Source organism: Haloechinothrix aidingensis (assembly GCF_013450155.1).
GTDB lineage: Bacteria > Actinomycetota > Actinomycetes > Mycobacteriales > Pseudonocardiaceae > Haloechinothrix > Haloechinothrix aidingensis.
Window position 1 is genome coordinate 467,379 of sequence record NZ_JACCKD010000002.1, and the last position, 17,538, is coordinate 484,916.

General features: G+C 68.5%; 18 protein-coding genes. 14 read left to right on the forward strand and 4 right to left on the reverse strand.

The features are described from left to right. The first annotated feature begins 128 nt into the window (after positions 1 to 128). Genes H0B56_RS23435 through H0B56_RS06755 form a run of 6 tightly spaced genes read left to right on the forward strand, consistent with a single transcriptional unit; the run spans position 129 to position 5,909 of the window. Entirely contained in the window at positions 129 to 1,916 is a 1,788-nt protein-coding gene (locus H0B56_RS23435; RefSeq protein WP_219632373.1) for a CDP-alcohol phosphatidyltransferase family protein, read from the forward strand. Next, complete coding sequence (locus H0B56_RS23440; RefSeq protein ID WP_180892051.1) at positions 1,913 to 2,530, forward strand: DUF5941 domain-containing protein; 618 nt, start codon at positions 1,913 to 1,915, stop codon at positions 2,528 to 2,530. Before H0B56_RS23435 ends, H0B56_RS23440 begins: the two co-directional genes overlap by 4 nt. Beyond that, entirely contained in the window at positions 2,527 to 3,267 is a 741-nt protein-coding gene (locus H0B56_RS06740; RefSeq protein ID WP_180892052.1) for a phosphocholine cytidylyltransferase family protein, read from the forward strand. The genes H0B56_RS23440 and H0B56_RS06740 overlap by 4 nt, the downstream gene beginning before the upstream one ends. Beyond that, positions 3,246 to 4,301 carry an iron-containing alcohol dehydrogenase family protein gene (locus H0B56_RS06745; RefSeq protein WP_180892053.1) on the forward strand — a complete coding sequence of 352 codons (1,056 nt, stop codon included), beginning with the start codon at positions 3,246 to 3,248 and terminating at the stop codon, positions 4,299 to 4,301. Before H0B56_RS06740 ends, H0B56_RS06745 begins: the two co-directional genes overlap by 22 nt. Further along, positions 4,282 to 5,049 carry a CDP-alcohol phosphatidyltransferase family protein gene (locus H0B56_RS06750; RefSeq protein ID WP_219632374.1) on the forward strand — a complete coding sequence of 256 codons (768 nt, stop codon included), beginning with the start codon at positions 4,282 to 4,284 and terminating at the stop codon, positions 5,047 to 5,049. The genes H0B56_RS06745 and H0B56_RS06750 overlap by 20 nt, the downstream gene beginning before the upstream one ends. Then, positions 5,049 to 5,909, forward strand: a complete 861-nt coding sequence (locus H0B56_RS06755) for a glycosyltransferase family 2 protein (RefSeq protein WP_180892055.1) — start codon at positions 5,049 to 5,051, stop codon at positions 5,907 to 5,909. Before H0B56_RS06750 ends, H0B56_RS06755 begins: the two co-directional genes overlap by 1 nt. A gap of 97 nt (positions 5,910 to 6,006) precedes the next feature. Here the strand turns inward: H0B56_RS06755 and H0B56_RS06760 are convergent, their stop codons facing one another. After that, positions 6,007 to 8,775 carry a penicillin acylase family protein gene (locus H0B56_RS06760; protein WP_180892056.1) on the reverse strand — a complete coding sequence of 923 codons (2,769 nt, stop codon included), beginning with the start codon at positions 8,773 to 8,775 and terminating at the stop codon, positions 6,007 to 6,009. 111 nt (positions 8,776 to 8,886) lie between these two features. After that, positions 8,887 to 10,002: a substrate-binding domain-containing protein gene (locus H0B56_RS06765; RefSeq protein WP_180892057.1), complete on the reverse strand. Its 1,116-nt coding sequence runs from the start codon at positions 10,000 to 10,002 to the stop codon at positions 8,887 to 8,889. 101 nt (positions 10,003 to 10,103) lie between these two features. Between H0B56_RS06765 and H0B56_RS06770 the strand changes: the two genes are divergently transcribed. The 5 genes from H0B56_RS06770 to H0B56_RS06790 all read left to right on the forward strand — a co-directional run bounded on the left by H0B56_RS06770 (position 10,104) and on the right by H0B56_RS06790 (position 14,504). Next, positions 10,104 to 10,529, forward strand: coding sequence for a MarR family winged helix-turn-helix transcriptional regulator (locus H0B56_RS06770; protein WP_180892058.1), 426 nt, complete (start codon positions 10,104 to 10,106; stop codon positions 10,527 to 10,529). A gap of 144 nt (positions 10,530 to 10,673) precedes the next feature. Then, the gene (locus tag H0B56_RS06775) at positions 10,674 to 11,003 is read left to right on the forward strand and encodes a zinc ribbon domain-containing protein (protein ID WP_180892059.1); all 330 of its coding nucleotides are present in this window, start codon (positions 10,674 to 10,676) and stop codon (positions 11,001 to 11,003) included. A gap of 63 nt (positions 11,004 to 11,066) precedes the next feature. Then, entirely contained in the window at positions 11,067 to 12,320 is a 1,254-nt protein-coding gene (fmdA, locus tag H0B56_RS06780) for a formamidase (protein ID WP_180892060.1), read from the forward strand. A gap of 113 nt (positions 12,321 to 12,433) precedes the next feature. After that, entirely contained in the window at positions 12,434 to 12,964 is a 531-nt protein-coding gene (locus tag H0B56_RS06785) for an AmiS/UreI family transporter (RefSeq protein ID WP_180892061.1), read from the forward strand. Between the two features lie 403 nt (positions 12,965 to 13,367). After that, the gene (locus H0B56_RS06790; protein ID WP_425484511.1) at positions 13,368 to 14,504 is read left to right on the forward strand and encodes a peptidoglycan DD-metalloendopeptidase family protein; all 1,137 of its coding nucleotides are present in this window, start codon (positions 13,368 to 13,370) and stop codon (positions 14,502 to 14,504) included. 96 nt (positions 14,505 to 14,600) lie between these two features. On the opposite strand, the gene H0B56_RS06795 is transcribed toward H0B56_RS06790, so the two are convergent. Next, on the reverse strand, positions 14,601 to 14,789 hold the full coding sequence (locus H0B56_RS06795) for a DUF397 domain-containing protein (protein WP_180892063.1): 189 nt from the start codon (positions 14,787 to 14,789) through the stop codon (positions 14,601 to 14,603). Further along, a complete protein-coding gene (locus H0B56_RS06800; protein ID WP_180892064.1) occupies positions 14,786 to 15,613 on the reverse strand; it encodes a Scr1 family TA system antitoxin-like transcriptional regulator in 828 nt (275 codons plus the stop codon). The genes H0B56_RS06795 and H0B56_RS06800 overlap by 4 nt, the downstream gene beginning before the upstream one ends. 133 nt (positions 15,614 to 15,746) lie before the next feature. Between H0B56_RS06800 and H0B56_RS06805 the strand changes: the two genes are divergently transcribed. The 3 genes from H0B56_RS06805 to H0B56_RS06815 all read left to right on the forward strand — a co-directional run bounded on the left by H0B56_RS06805 (position 15,747) and on the right by H0B56_RS06815 (position 17,122). Then, positions 15,747 to 15,920 (forward strand): hypothetical protein, encoded by a 174-nt coding sequence (locus H0B56_RS06805; RefSeq protein WP_180892065.1) that lies wholly within the window; start codon positions 15,747 to 15,749, stop codon positions 15,918 to 15,920. After that, on the forward strand, positions 15,917 to 16,162 hold the full coding sequence (locus tag H0B56_RS06810) for a hypothetical protein (RefSeq protein WP_180892066.1): 246 nt from the start codon (positions 15,917 to 15,919) through the stop codon (positions 16,160 to 16,162). Before H0B56_RS06805 ends, H0B56_RS06810 begins: the two co-directional genes overlap by 4 nt. A gap of 132 nt (positions 16,163 to 16,294) precedes the next feature. Further along, the gene (locus tag H0B56_RS06815; RefSeq protein ID WP_180892067.1) at positions 16,295 to 17,122 is read left to right on the forward strand and encodes a LytR/AlgR family response regulator transcription factor; all 828 of its coding nucleotides are present in this window, start codon (positions 16,295 to 16,297) and stop codon (positions 17,120 to 17,122) included. The last annotated feature ends 416 nt before the right edge of the window (positions 17,123 to 17,538 follow it).

A 17,538-nucleotide genomic window follows, 5' to 3' on the forward strand; every position in this document is an offset into this window, starting at 1 on the left:
TGCACGTTCGGGAGAACGGAACGGGACACCGGTCCTCACGCCCCGTTGACATCAAGTCGCGTATAACGAGGGAGTATCGTGCACACTACCGGTGAACCAACAGCTCACGATGCAGAGGTGAATGCCTGGTGACTGCGGCCGCAGTCCTTTTTGCCACGGTGGGTAGCCCGGACGGCCCCCCAGCCGCCGCCCTGAAGTGTGGCGCATCGACCTTGATCGGACGCCTGCTCGACCAACTGGCCTCCCTGGGCGTCGAGAAGGCCTGGGTGGTCACGCGGCCGGAGTGGCACGGCGATATCGAGGCCGCGACCGCGCAGGCAGGGCTGACCATCGAGCTCCGAAGCAGCGCGAGTACCGCCGAGGACATGCGTACCGTCGACGAGGTCGCATCCGCTACGCGCAAACCGCTGGTGATCGGTTCCGGAGACATCCTCACGCAGCGGGAAGTCCTCGCGGGCCTGCTCGCCGACCCGCGGGTGGTGTCCGGCATCCTGACCAGGAGCAAGCGCGTGCGCGGCTCCTGGACCTTCCGCACCCGTGCCGAGCGGGGAAGGCTGGTCAGCGCGGGCAGCCCGTACCACAGGGTCCGCAAGCCGACCGGGCACTTCCTCGGTCTGATCAAGATCGACCAGCGTGACCGCGCATCGCTGGTCTCGGCGTCACGGAAGCTCGCCGAGCTGACCGAGTCAGGGCTTCCACCTCGATGGGAGGAGGAGTTCGAGCGCAACCGCCAGACGTGGCGGCTGGGTCTCGTGCGGTCGGCGGCCGGCACCGAAGCGGACCAGCGGCCAGGCGAGCGCTCCGCGGGTGATGCGCAGGACACGCAGCAGGGCGTCGCACTGCTCAACGACGAGGAAGAGGACGACGACCCCCTCGACCTCGACAGCGTCGAGGACATCGTGCTCGATCCCGAGTCCGAGCGGAGTCTCGCGCGGCGCATCGAAGTGGCCAGGAGGGATCCCGTCCCACTGCTCCTGGTCGGCCTCGTCCGCTCGCAAGTGCACCTGACGAACAGCTACCTGCGCGAGCTGTACTGGTCACGGCCGCTGTCGGCGGAAGACGTCGAGCTCTCGATGGAGCGGATGGAGGGCTACGACGAGGACCGCGTCCTGCTCGACTCGGCTGTCAAGGGCAGCGACGGGTTCTTCACCACGTTCTTCGTCAGCCCGTACTCGAAGTACATCGCGCGCTGGGCCGCGCGCCGCGGATGGACACCCAACGGGGTCACCGTGCTGTCGATGGCGCTCGGGATCGTCGCCGCGGTACTGTTCGCCACGGGCACGCGCGAAGGCCTCATCGCAGGCGCTGTCATGCTCCAGGCCTCATTCACCCTCGACTGCGTCGACGGCCAGCTCGCCAGGTACACCCGCACCTTCTCCAAGCTCGGTTCGTGGCTCGACTCGGTCTTCGACAGGGCCAAGGAGTACGTCGCCTACGCCGGCCTCGCCATCGGGGCCGCGATCGGCTTCGGCCTCGACGTGTGGCCGCTCGCGGCCGCGGCGTTCGCGCTGCAGACGGTTCGGCACGCTGTGGACTTCTCGTTCGCCTCGGCCAGGCACCACGTTCTCTCGACACTGCCTGCTCTGCCGCTGGATCAACCGGAGGACCGCCTACTTCCCGGACGGCGAACCGAAGGTGCACTCCCCGAGGAGGACGCCCTGCCCGCGGCGCGAACCTCGTTGCTGAACAGGCTCGGCCGGAGTGGTGCGGCGGTATCGCGGGCCCTCGAGCGGCGCTCGGTGACCCGGTGGCCGAAGAAGATCATCGTGCTGCCCATCGGCGAGCGCATGGCACTGATCTCGGTAACAGCGGCGGTGTGGAACCCGCAGGTCACGTTCATCGCGCTGCTCGTATGGGGGTCGCTGGCATTGCTGTATCAACTCACCGGGCGGACCCTGAGGACGGTGGCGGCATGACGGTTCTGGTTGCCTACCGCGACGACGGTCCGCTCGCCTCGGTGATCGGGCGGACGCTCGGCAGAGGGCTGGCGTCCGTACCCGCGTCACTGCTGACGCTGGTGGGCGCGGCCCTGCTGGCTGCCGCGTTCGCAGGCACGGGTGGTCAGGTCACACCGTGGCTGGGCGTGGCAACCGTCGGCCACGTGCTGCTCGCCGGGGTGGCCGCGCGGCACGACCTCGCGGGCCAGTTCGACTGGCTCGTACCGCCCCTGCTGCGTGTCGCCGAGTACGGCACGCTGCTGGCGGTCGTCGTCATCGCCGACCCGTCCGCCGTGCCCGCGTGTTTCGCGCTGTTCGGCGTCCTGGCCTTCCACCACTACGACACGGTCTACCGGCTGCGGCACCAGGGAATGGCGCCGCCCCAGTGGATCCGCTACGCGGGCGGCGGATGGGAGCTGAGGCTCCTCGTGGCGTATGCGCTGCTGCTCACGGGCGGTCTCGCGGTCGGCATGGTGGTGGCGGCGATCGCGCTCGGCGGGATCTACATCACCGAATCCGTGGCAAGCTGGCGCCGCTTCAGCCAGGCCCAGCGCCCCGCCCAGTACGAAGAGGAAGAAGACGAAGCAGAATGATCGGACTTGTGTTGGCCGCGGGGGCGGGACGGCGGCTGCAGCCGCTGACGAACGAGCTGCCGAAGGCCCTGCTGCCCGTGTCGGGCGAGCGGACGATCCTCGACATCGCGCTCGGCAACCTCCGCGAGGTCGGCATCGACGAGGTCGTACTCGTCACGGGCTTCGCAGCGCAGCGGATCGAGGAACGGGTCGACGACTTCGAGCGCCGCTACGGCGTGAACCTGCACACCGTGTACAACGACAAGGCCGAGGAGTGGAACAACGCGTATTCGTTGTGGGTGGCACGGCAGTGGTTCGGCGAAGGCGCCTTGCTCATCAACGGGGACACGGTCCATCCGCCCGCTGTCGAGGAACGTCTGCTCGAGGCGCGTGGCGCGGACATCCTCCTCGCCGTCGACGACGGCAAACCGCTCGCCGAGGAGGAGATGAAGGTCGTCCTCGACTCCGACGGCATGCTCGCGCACATCAACAAGGCCGTCGACCCCACGGTCGCCGCCGGTGAGTACATCGGCGTCACCCTGATCGAACCGGGTGCCGCCGGAGCGCTCACCTCAGCGTTGGAGACGACCTGGTCGACCGACCCGTCGTTGTACTACGAGGACGGGTACCAGGAGTTCGTGAACCAGGGTGGGAGCATCGCCGTCACCTCGATCGGGGCGGCCGACTGGGTCGAGGTGGACGATCACACCGATCTCGTCCGTGCGCGGGAGGTCGCATGCCATTACTTGCCAGGATGATCGAATCCCCGCTCACCGTCGATATCCGGCGGGGGGCCATCGACCGGCTCGGCGAGCTGCTCGCCGACGGGAGGATCTCGTCGGGCGGGCGGGTAGCCATCGCCGTCGGTCCAGGTCTGGGGGACGAGGTCGCGAGCACGCTCGAGCCGCAACTGCGTGAGGCCACCATCGTCCGCGTGGAAGGCGGGTCGATCGACAGCGCCCGCGAGCTCGCGCATTCACTACGCGAGTCGTTCTACGACGCCATCATCGGGATCGGTGGGGGTCAGACGCTCGACGTCACGAAATACGCCGCCAGCCTCGTCGGCATCCCCATGGTGTCCGTGGCCACCAGCCTCACCCACGACGGACTCGCCTCGCCGGTCGCGTCCCTCCAGCACAACGGCCGCAAGGGATCCCATGGTGTGCACATCCCGCTCGCCGTCGTCGTCGATCTCGACTACGTCCACCGCAGCCCCGCCCGGTGGTTACGCGCGGGTATCGGGGAGGCCGTGAGCAACCTGTCGGCGTTGAGCGACTGGTGGCTCGCCCACCAGCAGCTGGACGCGACGGTCGACGGTCTCGCGACCGCGTTCGCGCGATCCGGTGCCGAGGCCGTGCTCTACCACAAGGAGTCGATCGAGTCCGATGCCTTCCTCAACACGCTGGCTCAAGCCCTCGTGCTGAGCGGGCTGGCGATGTCGGTGGCCGGGACGAGCCAGCCGTGCAGCGGTGCGTGCCACGAGATATCGCACGCGATCGACGCGCTCTACCCGGGGAATGCCAAGCACGGCGAGCAGGTCGGCGTGGGCGCACTCTTCGCGACGTTCCTGCGCGGGGACGAGGTACTCGGCACCATGGACGCGTGCATGCGCAGGCACGGCGTCGCGCGGCTGCCTGCCGACATCGGCCTCACCCGAGAACAGTTCTGTGCCGCCGTCAAGGCGGCACCGTCGACCCGCCCCGACCGGTACACCATCCTCGAGTCCCGCAAGCTGGACGAGGACCAGATCAGGAAGAATGTCGATGCATTCATTGAAACCTTCGATCGCTGACCTGCGCGCGGCCTGCCATCCGGACTCGGTGCTCGGGCGGGCGAGCGGTGAGCACTGGGCAGGGCGCCTGTACATGCGGAACCTGTCGCTGTACCTGACGCGTGCGCTGCTGCCCACGCCGATCACCCCCAACGGGGTCACATGGCTGATGATCGGTAGTGGTTTGCTCGCGGCCGGGCTACTGGGGTTTCCGTACCTGTGGGCCGCCGTCCTCGCGTTCGTGCTGATCCAGCTGCAGCTGCTGTTCGACTGCAGCGACGGGGAGATCGCCCGGTGGCGCGGCACGAGCAGCCCCGCCGGGGTCTATCTCGACCGCATCGGCCATTTCTCCACCGACGCCGCCCTTGTCGCCGCACTCGGTGTGCGGGCGGACGGTGGGTACTCCTCCATCGGCGGGTGGACGACGCTGGGCCTGGCCACGGCGTTGCTCGTGCTGATGATCAAGTCCGAGACCGAGCTCGTGCATGTCGCCCGCGCACACGCCGGGCGCGCCTTGCTGGCCGATGACGAGACGGTCATGCGCAAACGCGGCTTGCGCAACCTGCGCCAGCTCGTCAACTACGTGCCCTTCCACCGCCTGCTCCTCGCGATCGAGCTCAGCATGCTCGCCCTGATCGCCGCCGTCGCCGACGCTGTGCTCGGCTCCCTGACCGGTACCCGCATCCTGCTGGTCGCGCTGGTCCCGATCGCCATCATCGTGGTGATCGGCCACCTCGTCAGCGTCCTGACGTCGAGGAGGTTGCGCTGATGAACGCTATCAGCTGCATCGTGCTCACCCAGAACAAGCGACCGGACAACTTGCGGCGCGGGGTGGAATCGCTGCTGCAGCAGCAAGGCGTGACCACCGACATCATCGTCGTGGGTAACGGGGTCACCCCGGAGGGGCTGGACGAGAACATCCGCGTCATGACCCTGCCGGAGAACGTCGGCATTCCCGGCGGCCGCAACGCGGGAATCAGCAAGGGAGCCGGCGACCTCGTGTTCTTCCTCGACGACGACGCGTTCCTGGACGGCAAGGAGTTCCTCGAACGCGCGGCGGCGATGTTCAAGGACGACCCGTCGCTCGGCCTCGTGCAGCCCCGGGTGCGTGACCCCGATGGCATGCCGACGCCGCGGCGCTTCGTCCCCCGGCTGCTTATCGGTGACCCGGACCGGGGCGGCGACGTCGTGAACGTGTGGGAAGGGGCGTGTGTCGCCAGGCGGGACGCGCTCGAGTCCGCGGGCGCCTGGCCCGAGGAGTTCTTCTACATGCACGAGGGGATCGACCTGAGCTGGCGCGTGATGGACGCCGGCTACGCGGTTCGCTACTGCACCGAGATATGCGCCTACCACTCCGCGGTGCCCCCCGAGCGTCACCCGCAGGGGCGCTACATGAGCGCGCGCAACCGCGTCTGGCTCGCCAAGCGCAACCTCCCGGCCGTCCTGGGGGCGATCTACATCCTGGCGTGGTTCCTGATCGACACCACACGGCTGCGCAACCTGACGATCTTTCGCCAGCACCTGCGCGGCTACTACGACGGGCTGCGCCTTCCGTGCGCGAAACGGTCGCCGATCAGCTGGAACACGATCCTGCGCATGGCCAGGCTGGGCCGCCCGCCGATCATCTGACGGGCGGCCGGGCGCACGTTCAGGCGAGCGAATCCGGCGCGTCGGATCCGCTCGCGGCGGACCCGACGGTCCTCGGTGCCGGTCGCTCGCACCGGTTCTACCGCCCCGACGTCAGCTGCACGACCTGCTGGAACGTCGGCCGGTTCTGCCAGTCGATGTCCCGGACGCCCACGACGCCGGCGCGGACCGAACGGATGCTGTCGATGCTCTTGTCGTAGGTCAGCTCAGCCACGGCAGCGCCGTCCTGACGGTCCCGGACACGCTCGATGGCCCCGGCCAGCGAGTCACGCAACGTAGAGCGGCACTCCTCGAGCGAGCCGTCACCGCAGTACGAGCGGTGCCAGCGATCCTGGACCGGCTCGCCGAGCAGCTGGCGCAGGTCCTTGTTGACATAGCTGTACCAGGCTCCGGTCCACGTCGATCCCTGGCCGTGCCGGGGATGGTTGTCCAGCTCCTTGGGCAGCTCGCCGACCAGCTCTCCCAGCCCGCCGCGGAGCACGTCCTCGGCGACGCCGCCGGTGCCGGACTCCCACCATTCGTCGAAGACGGCGATCGCCGCCTGGTGCGAGTACGCGCCGTCGCGGTCCCGGTCCTCGCGGTGCGCGCCGTCCTCCAGCCACGCACGCAGCAACGTGGTCGCCTCCGCTGTACCGGGGTCGTCGCCGAGCGCGTCGAGCAGGTGCGGCAGTGTGTAGCGGGCCCGCACGTCCACGGTCGCCGCGTCCTGTACCGCCGCTGTCAGCGACTCGGGCGTGACGTCGCGCTGCTCGACCATCGGCTCGATGCGGTCGGACAGGGCCTGGCTGCGGTGCACGCTCCCGTAGCCCCACTGGTCGTCGGCCGCCGCGAAGTCGATCGCCTGCTTGTTGTTCCAGTTGATCAAGTAGCCGGACGGCGGGTTGACCTGCTGCACGTGCCGGTCGAATGGCTCGAATCCCTGCCAGCCGAACTCGTCGTCGCCCCAGCGCGGCAGGTCGAACTCGACCCCGTCGGCACGTTTCGGCAGCAGCCCGGACCCGAAGTGGGCTATGTCGCTGTCGTCGGCGTAGAACCAGTTGAACGTGTAGTCGATCCCGTGCATCGCCTCCTGGAACGACTCGGCATCGCGAACGTAGTCGGGGTCGTTCGCCCGCATGAAGCCGACTGCCGAGTCGACCTCATGGTTGTAGGTGCTGCGCTGCGAGACGATCGCCACGGGCTCGCCGTCCACCGTCGTTCTCAGCTGCACGATCCCGCGGTGGGTGCGCAGCACGAGGAACTCCAGATGCCGGGGAGCCTGCGGGGCTGTCGCGTTCGGAAGCGCCGTCTGCTCATGTGTTCGCGAGTCCATCGGCACGCACTCACCGTCGCGGACGTACGCCTCGGACTCCACCGTCGGCTCGGAGCCGTCCATCTCGCACAGTCGCTCGACGACGGTGTCGACGTTGTCGCTGTTGGAGCTCGTCGCCGACCAGGCGTAGTCCATCCCCCGGCCGATCTGCACGAACAGGTGCGTGCCTGCGAAGGCGACGCCGCGCGCCTTGATGCCCGGCCCGTTCAGCACCTGCTCGGTCCACAGCTGCGGGGCGAAGTACCCGGTCTGCGGGCCGAAGACCGCTGCGGGGTGGCCGTCACGGGTGTGATCCGCGCCGACGAGCGCGGCATTGCTCATCGCCCGGCCCGCCCGGTTCAGATCGATCGGCCCCCATGGCGTGTCCAGCTGACCGGGGAGCCCGGTCGTCTCGCCCGTCGTCAGGTCGTCGAGAGCCGGCAGCTCGCTCTCGCCGACGAGCGCGCCGGAACCGGGCGCGGTCGCGGCGGGGTCGAGGTCGGGAAGCGCCACCCCCGGCAACGACGGATCGAGCCCCTCATCGCCACCGTAGGGAAACTTCCTGTCCACAGTCACCGGAGCCTCCGCGTCCTCCTTGGCGCGCAGGTCGTCGTAGACGTCACGAGCCTCCTCCTCGCCGAGACGCTCACGCAGCTTCTGGAACCACATCGCGTTGCCGTACTCGGCACCCCCGCCCTTGCCGAAGATGCCGCCGACGAGCGAAGCGATGTAGACGACGTCGGCGCGAGTCCACTCCTCCGGCTTCTTCTGCAGCGCGGCGTACTCGACCGGGCAGTCGGGGCCGGTCGGCTGCAGTCCCGGACACATCTCCTCCTGCGCCGCGTTGATGCCATCGACGAACGCGTCGGCGGCATCCAGCAGGCGCTGCCCCTCCTCGCCGTACCGCCCCGCGACGGCGGCTAGCTGGTCCTCCGCTTCCTCCGGGGTGTACGGGGCGAGCCGGAGCTGCTGCTGATCCATCGCGATATTGCCGTCGGTCGGGCCGAGGAACTCCGCCGAGCGCGCCGCGCCCGCGTGCCTGAGCACGTCCATCAGGAACATCCGGTCCAACGTGCCGGCGTAACCGGCGCCCCAGGACACGTCCTTATCGGTGTTGCCGTCGATATGCGGCACGCCGTCGCCGTCCCAGGTGATGGTCAGGTCGTGGCGGCCGGGGAAGGTCTGCCGTGGCCGCGACCACTCGCTTTCCGGCGGGGCGGTGAACGTCGCCTGCTTGTAGAAGTCGGTGAGGTCGGAACCGCTGATCTCCTCGGGGGTGAGCGTGTTCAGCTCGTCATACGGCTCCAGCTGGTCACCGACGTTGCTCGGGGTGCTCGCATCGGCGTTGCGGTTCTCCGGGTCGTTGGCCAAGACCTCGGCCAGCTCGGCCGGGGTCGTCGTTCCCGCCTGCCCCGGCGGCATGATGTTCAACGCCGTGCCGTAGTCATCCGCCGGGTCGGGCACGGACGGCCCGGTCTGGGCGAGCGCCCCGGTGACCGGACCACTGACTGTCAGAACCGACGCCGTCAGGACGGCGAGAGACCGAGACGCGCGCACGCTACCTCCCTTGAAAGCGATTCACGTTTCCCAACGAGCCCTCCCGCCCGGGGTGACGGGATCCGAGGTCGTGATCGCGCGCGGTCGCGACCTGCCGGGCGCGACCGCGCCTCAGGGCGGTACCGGGGACAGCTCGGCGAGCACGTCGAACTGCAGACCGTCCGCCTTCGCCAGGTAGATACGTTGATCGAGGTGGTGCCCGCTCAACCGGACCTCGCCTCGCGGGCCGCCGTAGGACACGGAGTCGGCGACCGAGCAGAGCTCGCCCACCCCGAGCCCGTCGGCCTGCCGCGTGAGAGCCGACAGCAACCGCACACCCTCGTAGCAGGACTCGCCCATGCTGTTGAGCAGCGGGGCCTCGGGGCCGAAGTGCGCGGTATAGCGCCCCACGAAGTCCAGCGTCTCCGGGGTGGCCGCGGCGGGGAAGAAGCCGGAGGCGGTATAGATTCCCCTCGTGGCGCCGGCACCGCTGGCCACCAGCATGTTCTCCTCCATGAGAGGACTCAGCCGTACCAGCGACGAGTCGAGCCCGGCGCGGGCGAACGCGCGGTTGAACCGCACCGCGTCGTTGCCGACGAGGAACATGAGTACCCCCTGCGCGCCACTGCGCTCGATGCGGCGTAGCGGCTCGGCGAAGTCGTCCGTGCCCAGCCCGACGTAGATCTCGTCGCAGATCCGCACCCCGCACCTGCGCGCGTAGCGGTGAGCCGCTGCCGCGGACCCTCTGGGCCATACGTAGTCGTCGCCGACGACGCACCAGCGGCGCACCCCCAGCTCCTCGGCCATCCACCGGAGGGAGGGCAGCAGCTGACGCCCCGGCGTCTCACCGGTCAGGAACACGCCGGGTGTACGCTCCCCGCCCTCGTAGAGCGGTGTGTACACGTACGGGATCCGGCTCGCGATCCGCGGCGCGACGACCTCGCGCACCGCCGAGATATGCCAGCCGGTCACGGCATCGATGGCACCGGCGGACGTGAGGACGTCGAGCTCGTCGGCGACGCGTTCCGGCGCCGCACCCCCGTCGACCACGACGAGACGCAGTTCCCGCCCCAGCACACCGGCACCGGCGTTGATCTCCTCGACCGCCAGCTCGGCACACGCCTCGCACGAGGGGCCGAATATCCCCTCCGGCCCCTGGAGCGGAATGACCAGCGCGACCTGCATGGTCTCCAGCTCAGAAGCGGGTGACCTGGATGCTCGCTCGAGCGAGGGTGAAGTCGGCTCCATGGATGGACTCCCATCCTCCGGCGCACGGTCGGGTGTCACTACTTCCGCCAGCAATCATTTATAGTGACTCAGACAGTAGTCACAGCCGGACATGAGGCGCAATGATCGCACGCGTAGGTTGGCAGCTCGCCGAGCTGCTCAGCCGTGCCGAGCACGAGGTGTCCCAGCGCCTGGCCACTGCGCTGGACGCGGAAGGGCTGACGCTGAACCAGTGGCGCGTCCTGTCGCACCTGGCCGACGGCGCAGGGCACACGATGAGCGACATCGCCGACCACGCGATGCTGCCTCCGGCTACCCTCACGCGCGTCATCGACCGCCTCGTCGAGGTGAACCTGATCTACCGCAGGGGTGACATCGGCGATCGCAGGCGCGTACTCGTCTACCTCTCCACACGGGGACGCAACCTGCATCGCACTCTCGCCGCGACACTCGAGCGGGAGGAAGAAGCGCTGACCGCCGCCCTCGGCGATCAGGAGAAGGAACTGCTCGGCGAGCTCCTGGAGCGCCTCACCGCACGCGGGCGCTGACCTCGCTCCTTTCCCGGGCGACCGCACGCCCCCTCCCCGGACCCCACCGGTTCCACCGGCACGTACACGAGCACGATGCTTGACTATTAGTTCCTATCGGATTAGTTTCATATGAAATCATTGCAATCTGAAGGGACTGAGCGGATGCCGAGCTACGAGTTCCACTGCCCGGACTGCGGGATCGTGCAACGTTTCCATCGCATGGGTGCGGCACCGGCGACGGAGACCTGCCCGCACTGCGGCACCGGGGCACCACGCGTCTTCAGCGCCCCCTTGCTGTCCCGGACCTCCGGGCGGCTGCGGTCGGTGCGGGAACGAGCCGAGGAAAGCGGCGACAACCCCGCGATCACCCACCGCCGACCGGATCGGCAGCGCAACGACCGGCACCAGCCTCCGGAACTGGCGCGGCTGGTCGGCAAGAAGGCCGCGAGCGAGCTACGGCAGGCCCGGCATCCGGCGAGCCCCTCCCGCTAACCCCGCCACACCGGCAGGGAACACACCCACCCTCCGCGACACACCGAACGAAGAGAGGCCGATATGCCTGACGTGGTTTTCAGCGTGGATCAGTCGAGAAGCATGACCGAGCAGGACGTTCCCGGGCACAACCGGTGGCATCCGGACATCCCTGCCGCCGTGGAGGTCCGGCCGGGGCAGGAGTTCCGCGTGGAATGTCGTGAGTGGACCGACGGGCAGATTCGCAACAACGACTCGGCCAACGACGTACGGGATATCGGGTTGGATCGTTGCCACATGCTCAGCGGCCCCATCTCGGTGCACGGAGCCGAACCCGGCGACCTGCTCGTCATCGACATCCTGGATCTGGGTCCGGTCCCCCAGGAGTCGGGTCCCGCGGCCGGGCAGGGCTGGGGGTACACGGGCGTGTTCTCCAAGGCGAACGGCGGCGGGTTCCTCACCGACTACTACCCGGACGCGCTCAAGGCCATCTGGGACTTCCACGGGCAGCAAGCCACATCCCGGCACCTGCCTGGGATCAGGTACACCGGAATCACCCATCCCGGCCTGTTCGGCACCGCCCCCTCAGCGGAGCTGCTCGCCAAGTGGAACCAGCGCGAGCGCGACCTCATCGCCACCGACCCCAGCCGCGTGCCGCCGCTGGCGCTGCCTCCCAACACGTCGGACGCTCTCGCGGGCACGTTGCGTCCCGGCTCGGCCGAGTTCGACCGGGTGGCCGGTGAAGGCGCGCGGACGGTACCGGCACGGGAGAACGGCGGCAACCACGACATCAAGAACTTCACACGGGGGTCGCGCATCTTCTACCCGGTCTTCGTCCCCGGGGCGAAGTTCTCGGGCGGCGACCTTCACTTCAGCCAGGGTGACGGGGAGATCACCTTCTGCGGCGCCATCGAGATGGGTGGCTATATCGACTTCGCGGTCGACGTGATCAAGGGCGGCATGGACACGTACGGCATCACGACGAACCCCGTCTTCATGCCGGGCAACGTCGAACCCCGTTACTCCGAGTTCCTGACGTTCATCGGGGTCTCCGTCGAGCACGACTCGAACACGAACCACTACATGGACGCCACCATCGCCTACCGCAACGCCTGCCTGAACGCCATCGAGTACCTCAAGACGTTCGGTTACACCGGCGAGCAGGCTTACCTGCTGCTCGGCTCGGCTCCGATCGAAGGGCGGATCAGCGGCGTCGTCGACATCCCGAACGCCTGCTGCTCGCTGTACCTGCCGACGGCGATTTTCGACTTCGACGTCCGGCCGTCCGCCTCCGGGCCGGTACGCGCCGACCGTGGCCAGGCCGCGGTGAGCTCGTAGCACACCAGCGCGCCGGTGGGGAACGCCCGGCACACCGCCACCTCCCCACCGGTGCGCACCACCTCGCCGCGCGGTGCCCGCCGCCGGCACGTACTCCCCGGGAGAAGAACACCATGGTGATCGCACTCGTCCTGCTGTACGTCGGGGCCGTCCTGTTCGTGAACGGGATCTGGCTGCTCGGGCACATCGCCGACCGGGAGGTCGGTGTCATCAACGCCTTCGCCGGGGGCATCGGGCTGATCTCCGCGGTCACCCTGCTGGTACGCGGCACCGTCGAGCAGGATCTCGCCTCGATCACGCTGGCCTCGTACATCCTGCTGTTCGCCTTCACATACCTGTGGGTCTCGATCAACCAGTACCTCGGCAGCGATGGCCGCGGGCTCGGCTGGTACTGCCTGTTCGTGGCGATCACCGCCGCACCGACAGCGTGGATCACCCTGGACTCCGCGGGTGGGCAAGCATGGCAGCTGTGGCTGGCCGCGAACTGGGCCGTCTGGGCGGTGCTGTGGTTCCTGTACTTCCTGCTGCTGGCGCAGCGCCGCGCGATCACCCGGCTGTCCGCCTACGTGACACTCTTCGCCGCCGTGGCGACCGCCTGGCTGCCGTCGTACCTCCTGCTCAACGAAGCGCTGTCGCTGGCGTGACGCGGTAGAACCGCCCCGCCCCGCCCCGCTCCGGTCAGCGTCAGCGTACGAAACACTCAGACGACTGATTGACACGGCGAGTTCTCCCTCCATCCATTGCTCGGTTGCCGTGGGTCCCGGAGAATCTCCGGCGGCAGGGCGAGCCACCGAAGCACGCTCGCGGACCCGCGACCATGGAGTACGCGTGACGGCAACGTCGACTGGTACCCGATGGAGCTTGGGCGCGGCTGTCATCGTCCTGCTCGCCATCATCGCCACCACGGCCACGCCGCTGCCCACCGGTCAGGCCTCGTCGGATGCGACCGGTGAGCGGCTTCCGCCCAACCACACACCCGTACCCGATGGCGACAACCACGCGTTCGTCTGGCCGACCTCGGGTTGGGTGGCCGCCAACGACACCTACGTGGGCGGTACGCACCACTCGGGGACTGCGGACATCGCGGCACCGCACCACACCCCGGTGCACCCGGCACGTTCCGGGCGCGTCATCTCGGCCGGGTGGAGCGAGGTCAGCGGCTGGCACGTGGGGATCGAACACACCGGGGTCGGCCAGTACAGCTACCAGACGTTCTACGCGCACTTCCTCGAGGAACCGCGCGTCAGCAAGGGCGACATCGTCTCCGCGACCGTCGGCGGCGGGACCGTACTCGGCTATGTCAGCCGCACCGGCAACGCCAACATGAGTGGCCCGCACGTGCACTTCAGCATCACGCGGATCGACAAGGCCACGGGCGAGCGTGAACTGCTGAGCATCCCCGGCCTGACCATGGGGAGCTGGGCTACCGGCGGGGAGCACATCCCCGGCATCTACCGCGGGCTCACACCGATACCGCTGGAGCCCGCACGCGACTTCGACGTGCGGGTCACCGAGAGCGGCGGCCTCGGCATGTACGAGACGACGCGGCGCAGCGGCTCCGGCTACGTGGGCACGATCCCGGAAGGCGCGGTGGTCACCGTCTCGGAGAACGACCGGGGGCAGTACCTGGTACGGCACGAGGGACGCACCGGCTGGGTCGCCCACTCCGGTACCCGGCCCGCGGGGTCGGATGCGACCGGAGTGCAGACCACGCCGCACTACTCCACGGTCAACGTGCGGCGCTCGCCCGGCGGGCCAGTCATCGGTGTCGTGCCGGGCGGCAGGCTGCTGACCAGCTTCGGTACCAACGCTTCCGGGAAGTGGAACCGCGTACAGTGGCATTGCACCTCGGAGACGAACCGCAGCGGCCTGACCGCCGACCGCGCGCGCGAGACGGGCGGCTGCCCGGGCCTGGACACCCCCCAGGTAGTGAAGTACGGCTGGGTCAGCACCGGCGTCAGCTATCCGACCTCTTCGTTCCGGGCACGCACCCGCCTCGACGGGGTCCGCGCCTACGGCGACATCGTCGACGACGAGAGCCGCCCCGACACGGATGTGCGGCTGGGCTCGCTCGACATTCGCACCGAGGTCACCGTCACCGCGAGCAGGAACGGCTGGTACCGCATCGACTACGGCGGCACACGCGGGTGGATTCGCGGCTGGCATACGGCCGGGCGCCAGTAGCGCAGGCCGGGCACGCGAGTCGCGGCATCCTGCGCGGATACCACACAACAGCGCCCCCGGTTCCACGGAGAAACCAGGGGCGCCGACCGAAGTGGTCTACTGCTCGCGAAGCTGCGTGGTGAATGCCTGCCACGCGGTGAACGGCACCTCAAGAACACCGCCATCGCGGTCCTTGGTGTCACGCACCCGCGCGCGAGCAGGGTCAAGGGCCAGCTCGACGCAGGCGGTCTCCTGCGCACTGAAGCTCGACTTGCGCCAGGTGTCCGGTGTCCGGTGTATACTCACTCTGTCGTCTCCCACTCTGTGATGACGTCCGCGATGAGCCGGGCCGAGTCGTCAGGGCTCATCGCCACTTCCTTGCGGAGCATATCCGCCGCAGATTGGTAATCCGACACGTCACGCTCGTTGTAGACGAACGCGCTCGACCGGTACGGCTCAATGTGCACAATCGGTGGGGAATCCGGGAACTCGTAGAGGATAAACGGTCCCACGATGCCCGGGTGCCACCCGCGGCCAATGGGGACAACCTGCACAGTGACGTTGCTCGGCGAGTCTTGCAATGTCTTCAACTGGTGCGCCATAACTCCCGGGCTGCCAACCGTCTCGCGCAAGCCCGGCTCGCCGATCACCGCATGGAACTCCACAGGTTCACGACGGGTCAGCACATCGCGACGCGCAAGCCGTAACGTGAGGCGACTCTCGTCGGGACCGATGATCTCGCGCGCGTAGTCGGAGGTCTGCAACAGGCCAGGGATCATCCATGGCAGCCACTCGGTAATGCGCACGGCGGTGCGCTCGCACTCCATCACCCCGGCCAAGCGCTGTGAGGCGCCCAGATGTCCGACAGTCAGCCAGTCCGAGTCGCCGGCGTGGCGGGCGAGTTCGACGATCCGCTCTCGCTCCTCGGCGTTGACGCCGAGTCCGGTCAGTACGGCCGCGACATCCTCGGTCTTTGGCAGGCGATGTCCCTGCTCCCATTGGGATACGAGGGTGTGGGAGATACCGACCCTGCGAGCCAGTTCCCGTAGTCCGACATCCCGAGATACGCGGGCGTCTCGAAGTGCTGCGGATAGTGCTCGGGCACGGGGCGATCCGGTGGTTGCACGCACGAACCACACATTAGTTCACAGTTCACGATAGGCACGTCCCCCGATCGAAGGATTGCGCATTGGTTACGCAAACGGTCACTCTGGTTGCGCAACCACTTTATACACTGCAACCGCCATTCCTGGGGAGACGACCATGTTCTGGCTCTGGCTATCGCTGATTTTCGCGCTACCGTTGCTCGCGCTCGCTCCGTGGGAGCGCATCGGCCGCTGGTTGTTGTCGCGCCGGTGGCAGCACGACCCGCACGACACGCGCCCGCGCACGGTCGCCACCCGGGACGGGTACGAGCTCGACCGGGGCGGGCTATGACAGCGGCCTCCCGGCTGCCCACGCACGGGTGGATGCCCGAGATCCCCACCGGCAGCCACACCCTGCCCGCCCACTACATCAGCCCCGGCAGCCCGCTGCAGCCGATCGTGCCCGGCCACGCCTTCCCCCGCGGCTACCAGGCCGTCTGCGGCGCCTGGTGCCTGCCCATCTACGGCCACGACCCCTGCAGCCGCATCGCCCGCCACCCACGCTGCCCGAGCTGCACAGCGGAATCGGAGTAACCGTGGTCACCGACAACGTCGCGATCGTCACCACTGACGAGACCCGTACGGACCGAGGCTCCCGGCCGGTGCGTGCCACCCCCGACCACGCACCGGCCGGGTACCACTTCCGGGCCACTCGGCGAGTGGGCTATGATACCTGTCACTGTGAGTACTGAAGACGACACGAGGAAACTCGTCGCTCTCGCCGTCGACGATGAGCGGCCAGGCATGGAGATCCTCGTGCGCTGCCTGAACAACAACCCGCATATCGCCAAGGTGCGGACCGCTGTGGACGCTTCAGAAGCGTTGCGGGTCATCTCCACCGATGACGAGGACGTGCGGCGCAGGCGGGAGGCGGGGCTGCCGCCGATCGACGTCGTCTTCGCCGACCTGCAGATGCCGGGACTGTCCGGTATGGAGATGGCGCGGGTGTTCACCGCGCTGGACCCGGCCCCGCTGCTGGTCTTCGTCACCGGATACAGCGACGAGGCCGTACACGCCTTCGAGCTCGGAGCCGTCGACTACGTACTCAAGCCGTACCAGCAGGACCGTCTCGACCAGGCGGTCGAGCGGGTCGTCGGTCTGTACGCCACGCGCTACAACTCCGACGCCACACCCCAGCAGCCCGAGCAGGACGACACCGAGGTCATTGCCGTTGAGCTGGGCGGCGTCACCAAGCTCGTCCGCAGAACGGACGTCCGGTGGGTCGAGGCGCACGGCGACTACGTCCGGCTGTACACCAACGACGGGTCGCACCTGGCGAGAACTCCGTTGTCGCAGCTCGAAGAGCAGTGGGCCGGTTCAGGGTTCGTCCGGATCCACCGGTCATACCTGGTCGCCCTACGGCAGATCACGGAACTGCGCATGGGTCAGGGCGGCTACCAGGTCGTCATCGGCGACGGCGAGCAGATACTACCGGTCAGCAGGCGGCACACCCGTCAGCTCAAGGACCGGATCACCGGCGCCGGAGGCAGGTAGGACAATCGGGGCGGCGCACTGTGCGCGGCCCCGCCGACCTCACCGCGCGGAGTCGCGACGGGCGCCGTAAGGGGCGACCGCGACGTGCCAGGAGACGCCGTGACCACGACCCACCCGATCTGCTCCACTCCAGGATGTGACCAGGAGATCTACCTGCGCCCCGGGGAACGGACCGTGTGCGCCGGATGCCACCACCGGGGCGGTCCTCCCCCGCCGCGGCCCGAGCCGGAGAAGCGGGAAGTCGTCGTCGAGTGGGGACCGGTCCCCTCGTGTCACTGTGGCCGCCCGGTCAGCCGACCCGACGTGTCCGGCGACCGGTGCATGCGCTGCTGGCGCGAGGACCGCTGACACGCATCGAAACCCGGGTCCGGCGGCCGGGGTGGCGTGCCCCGGCCGACCGGGGCACGCCACCACCG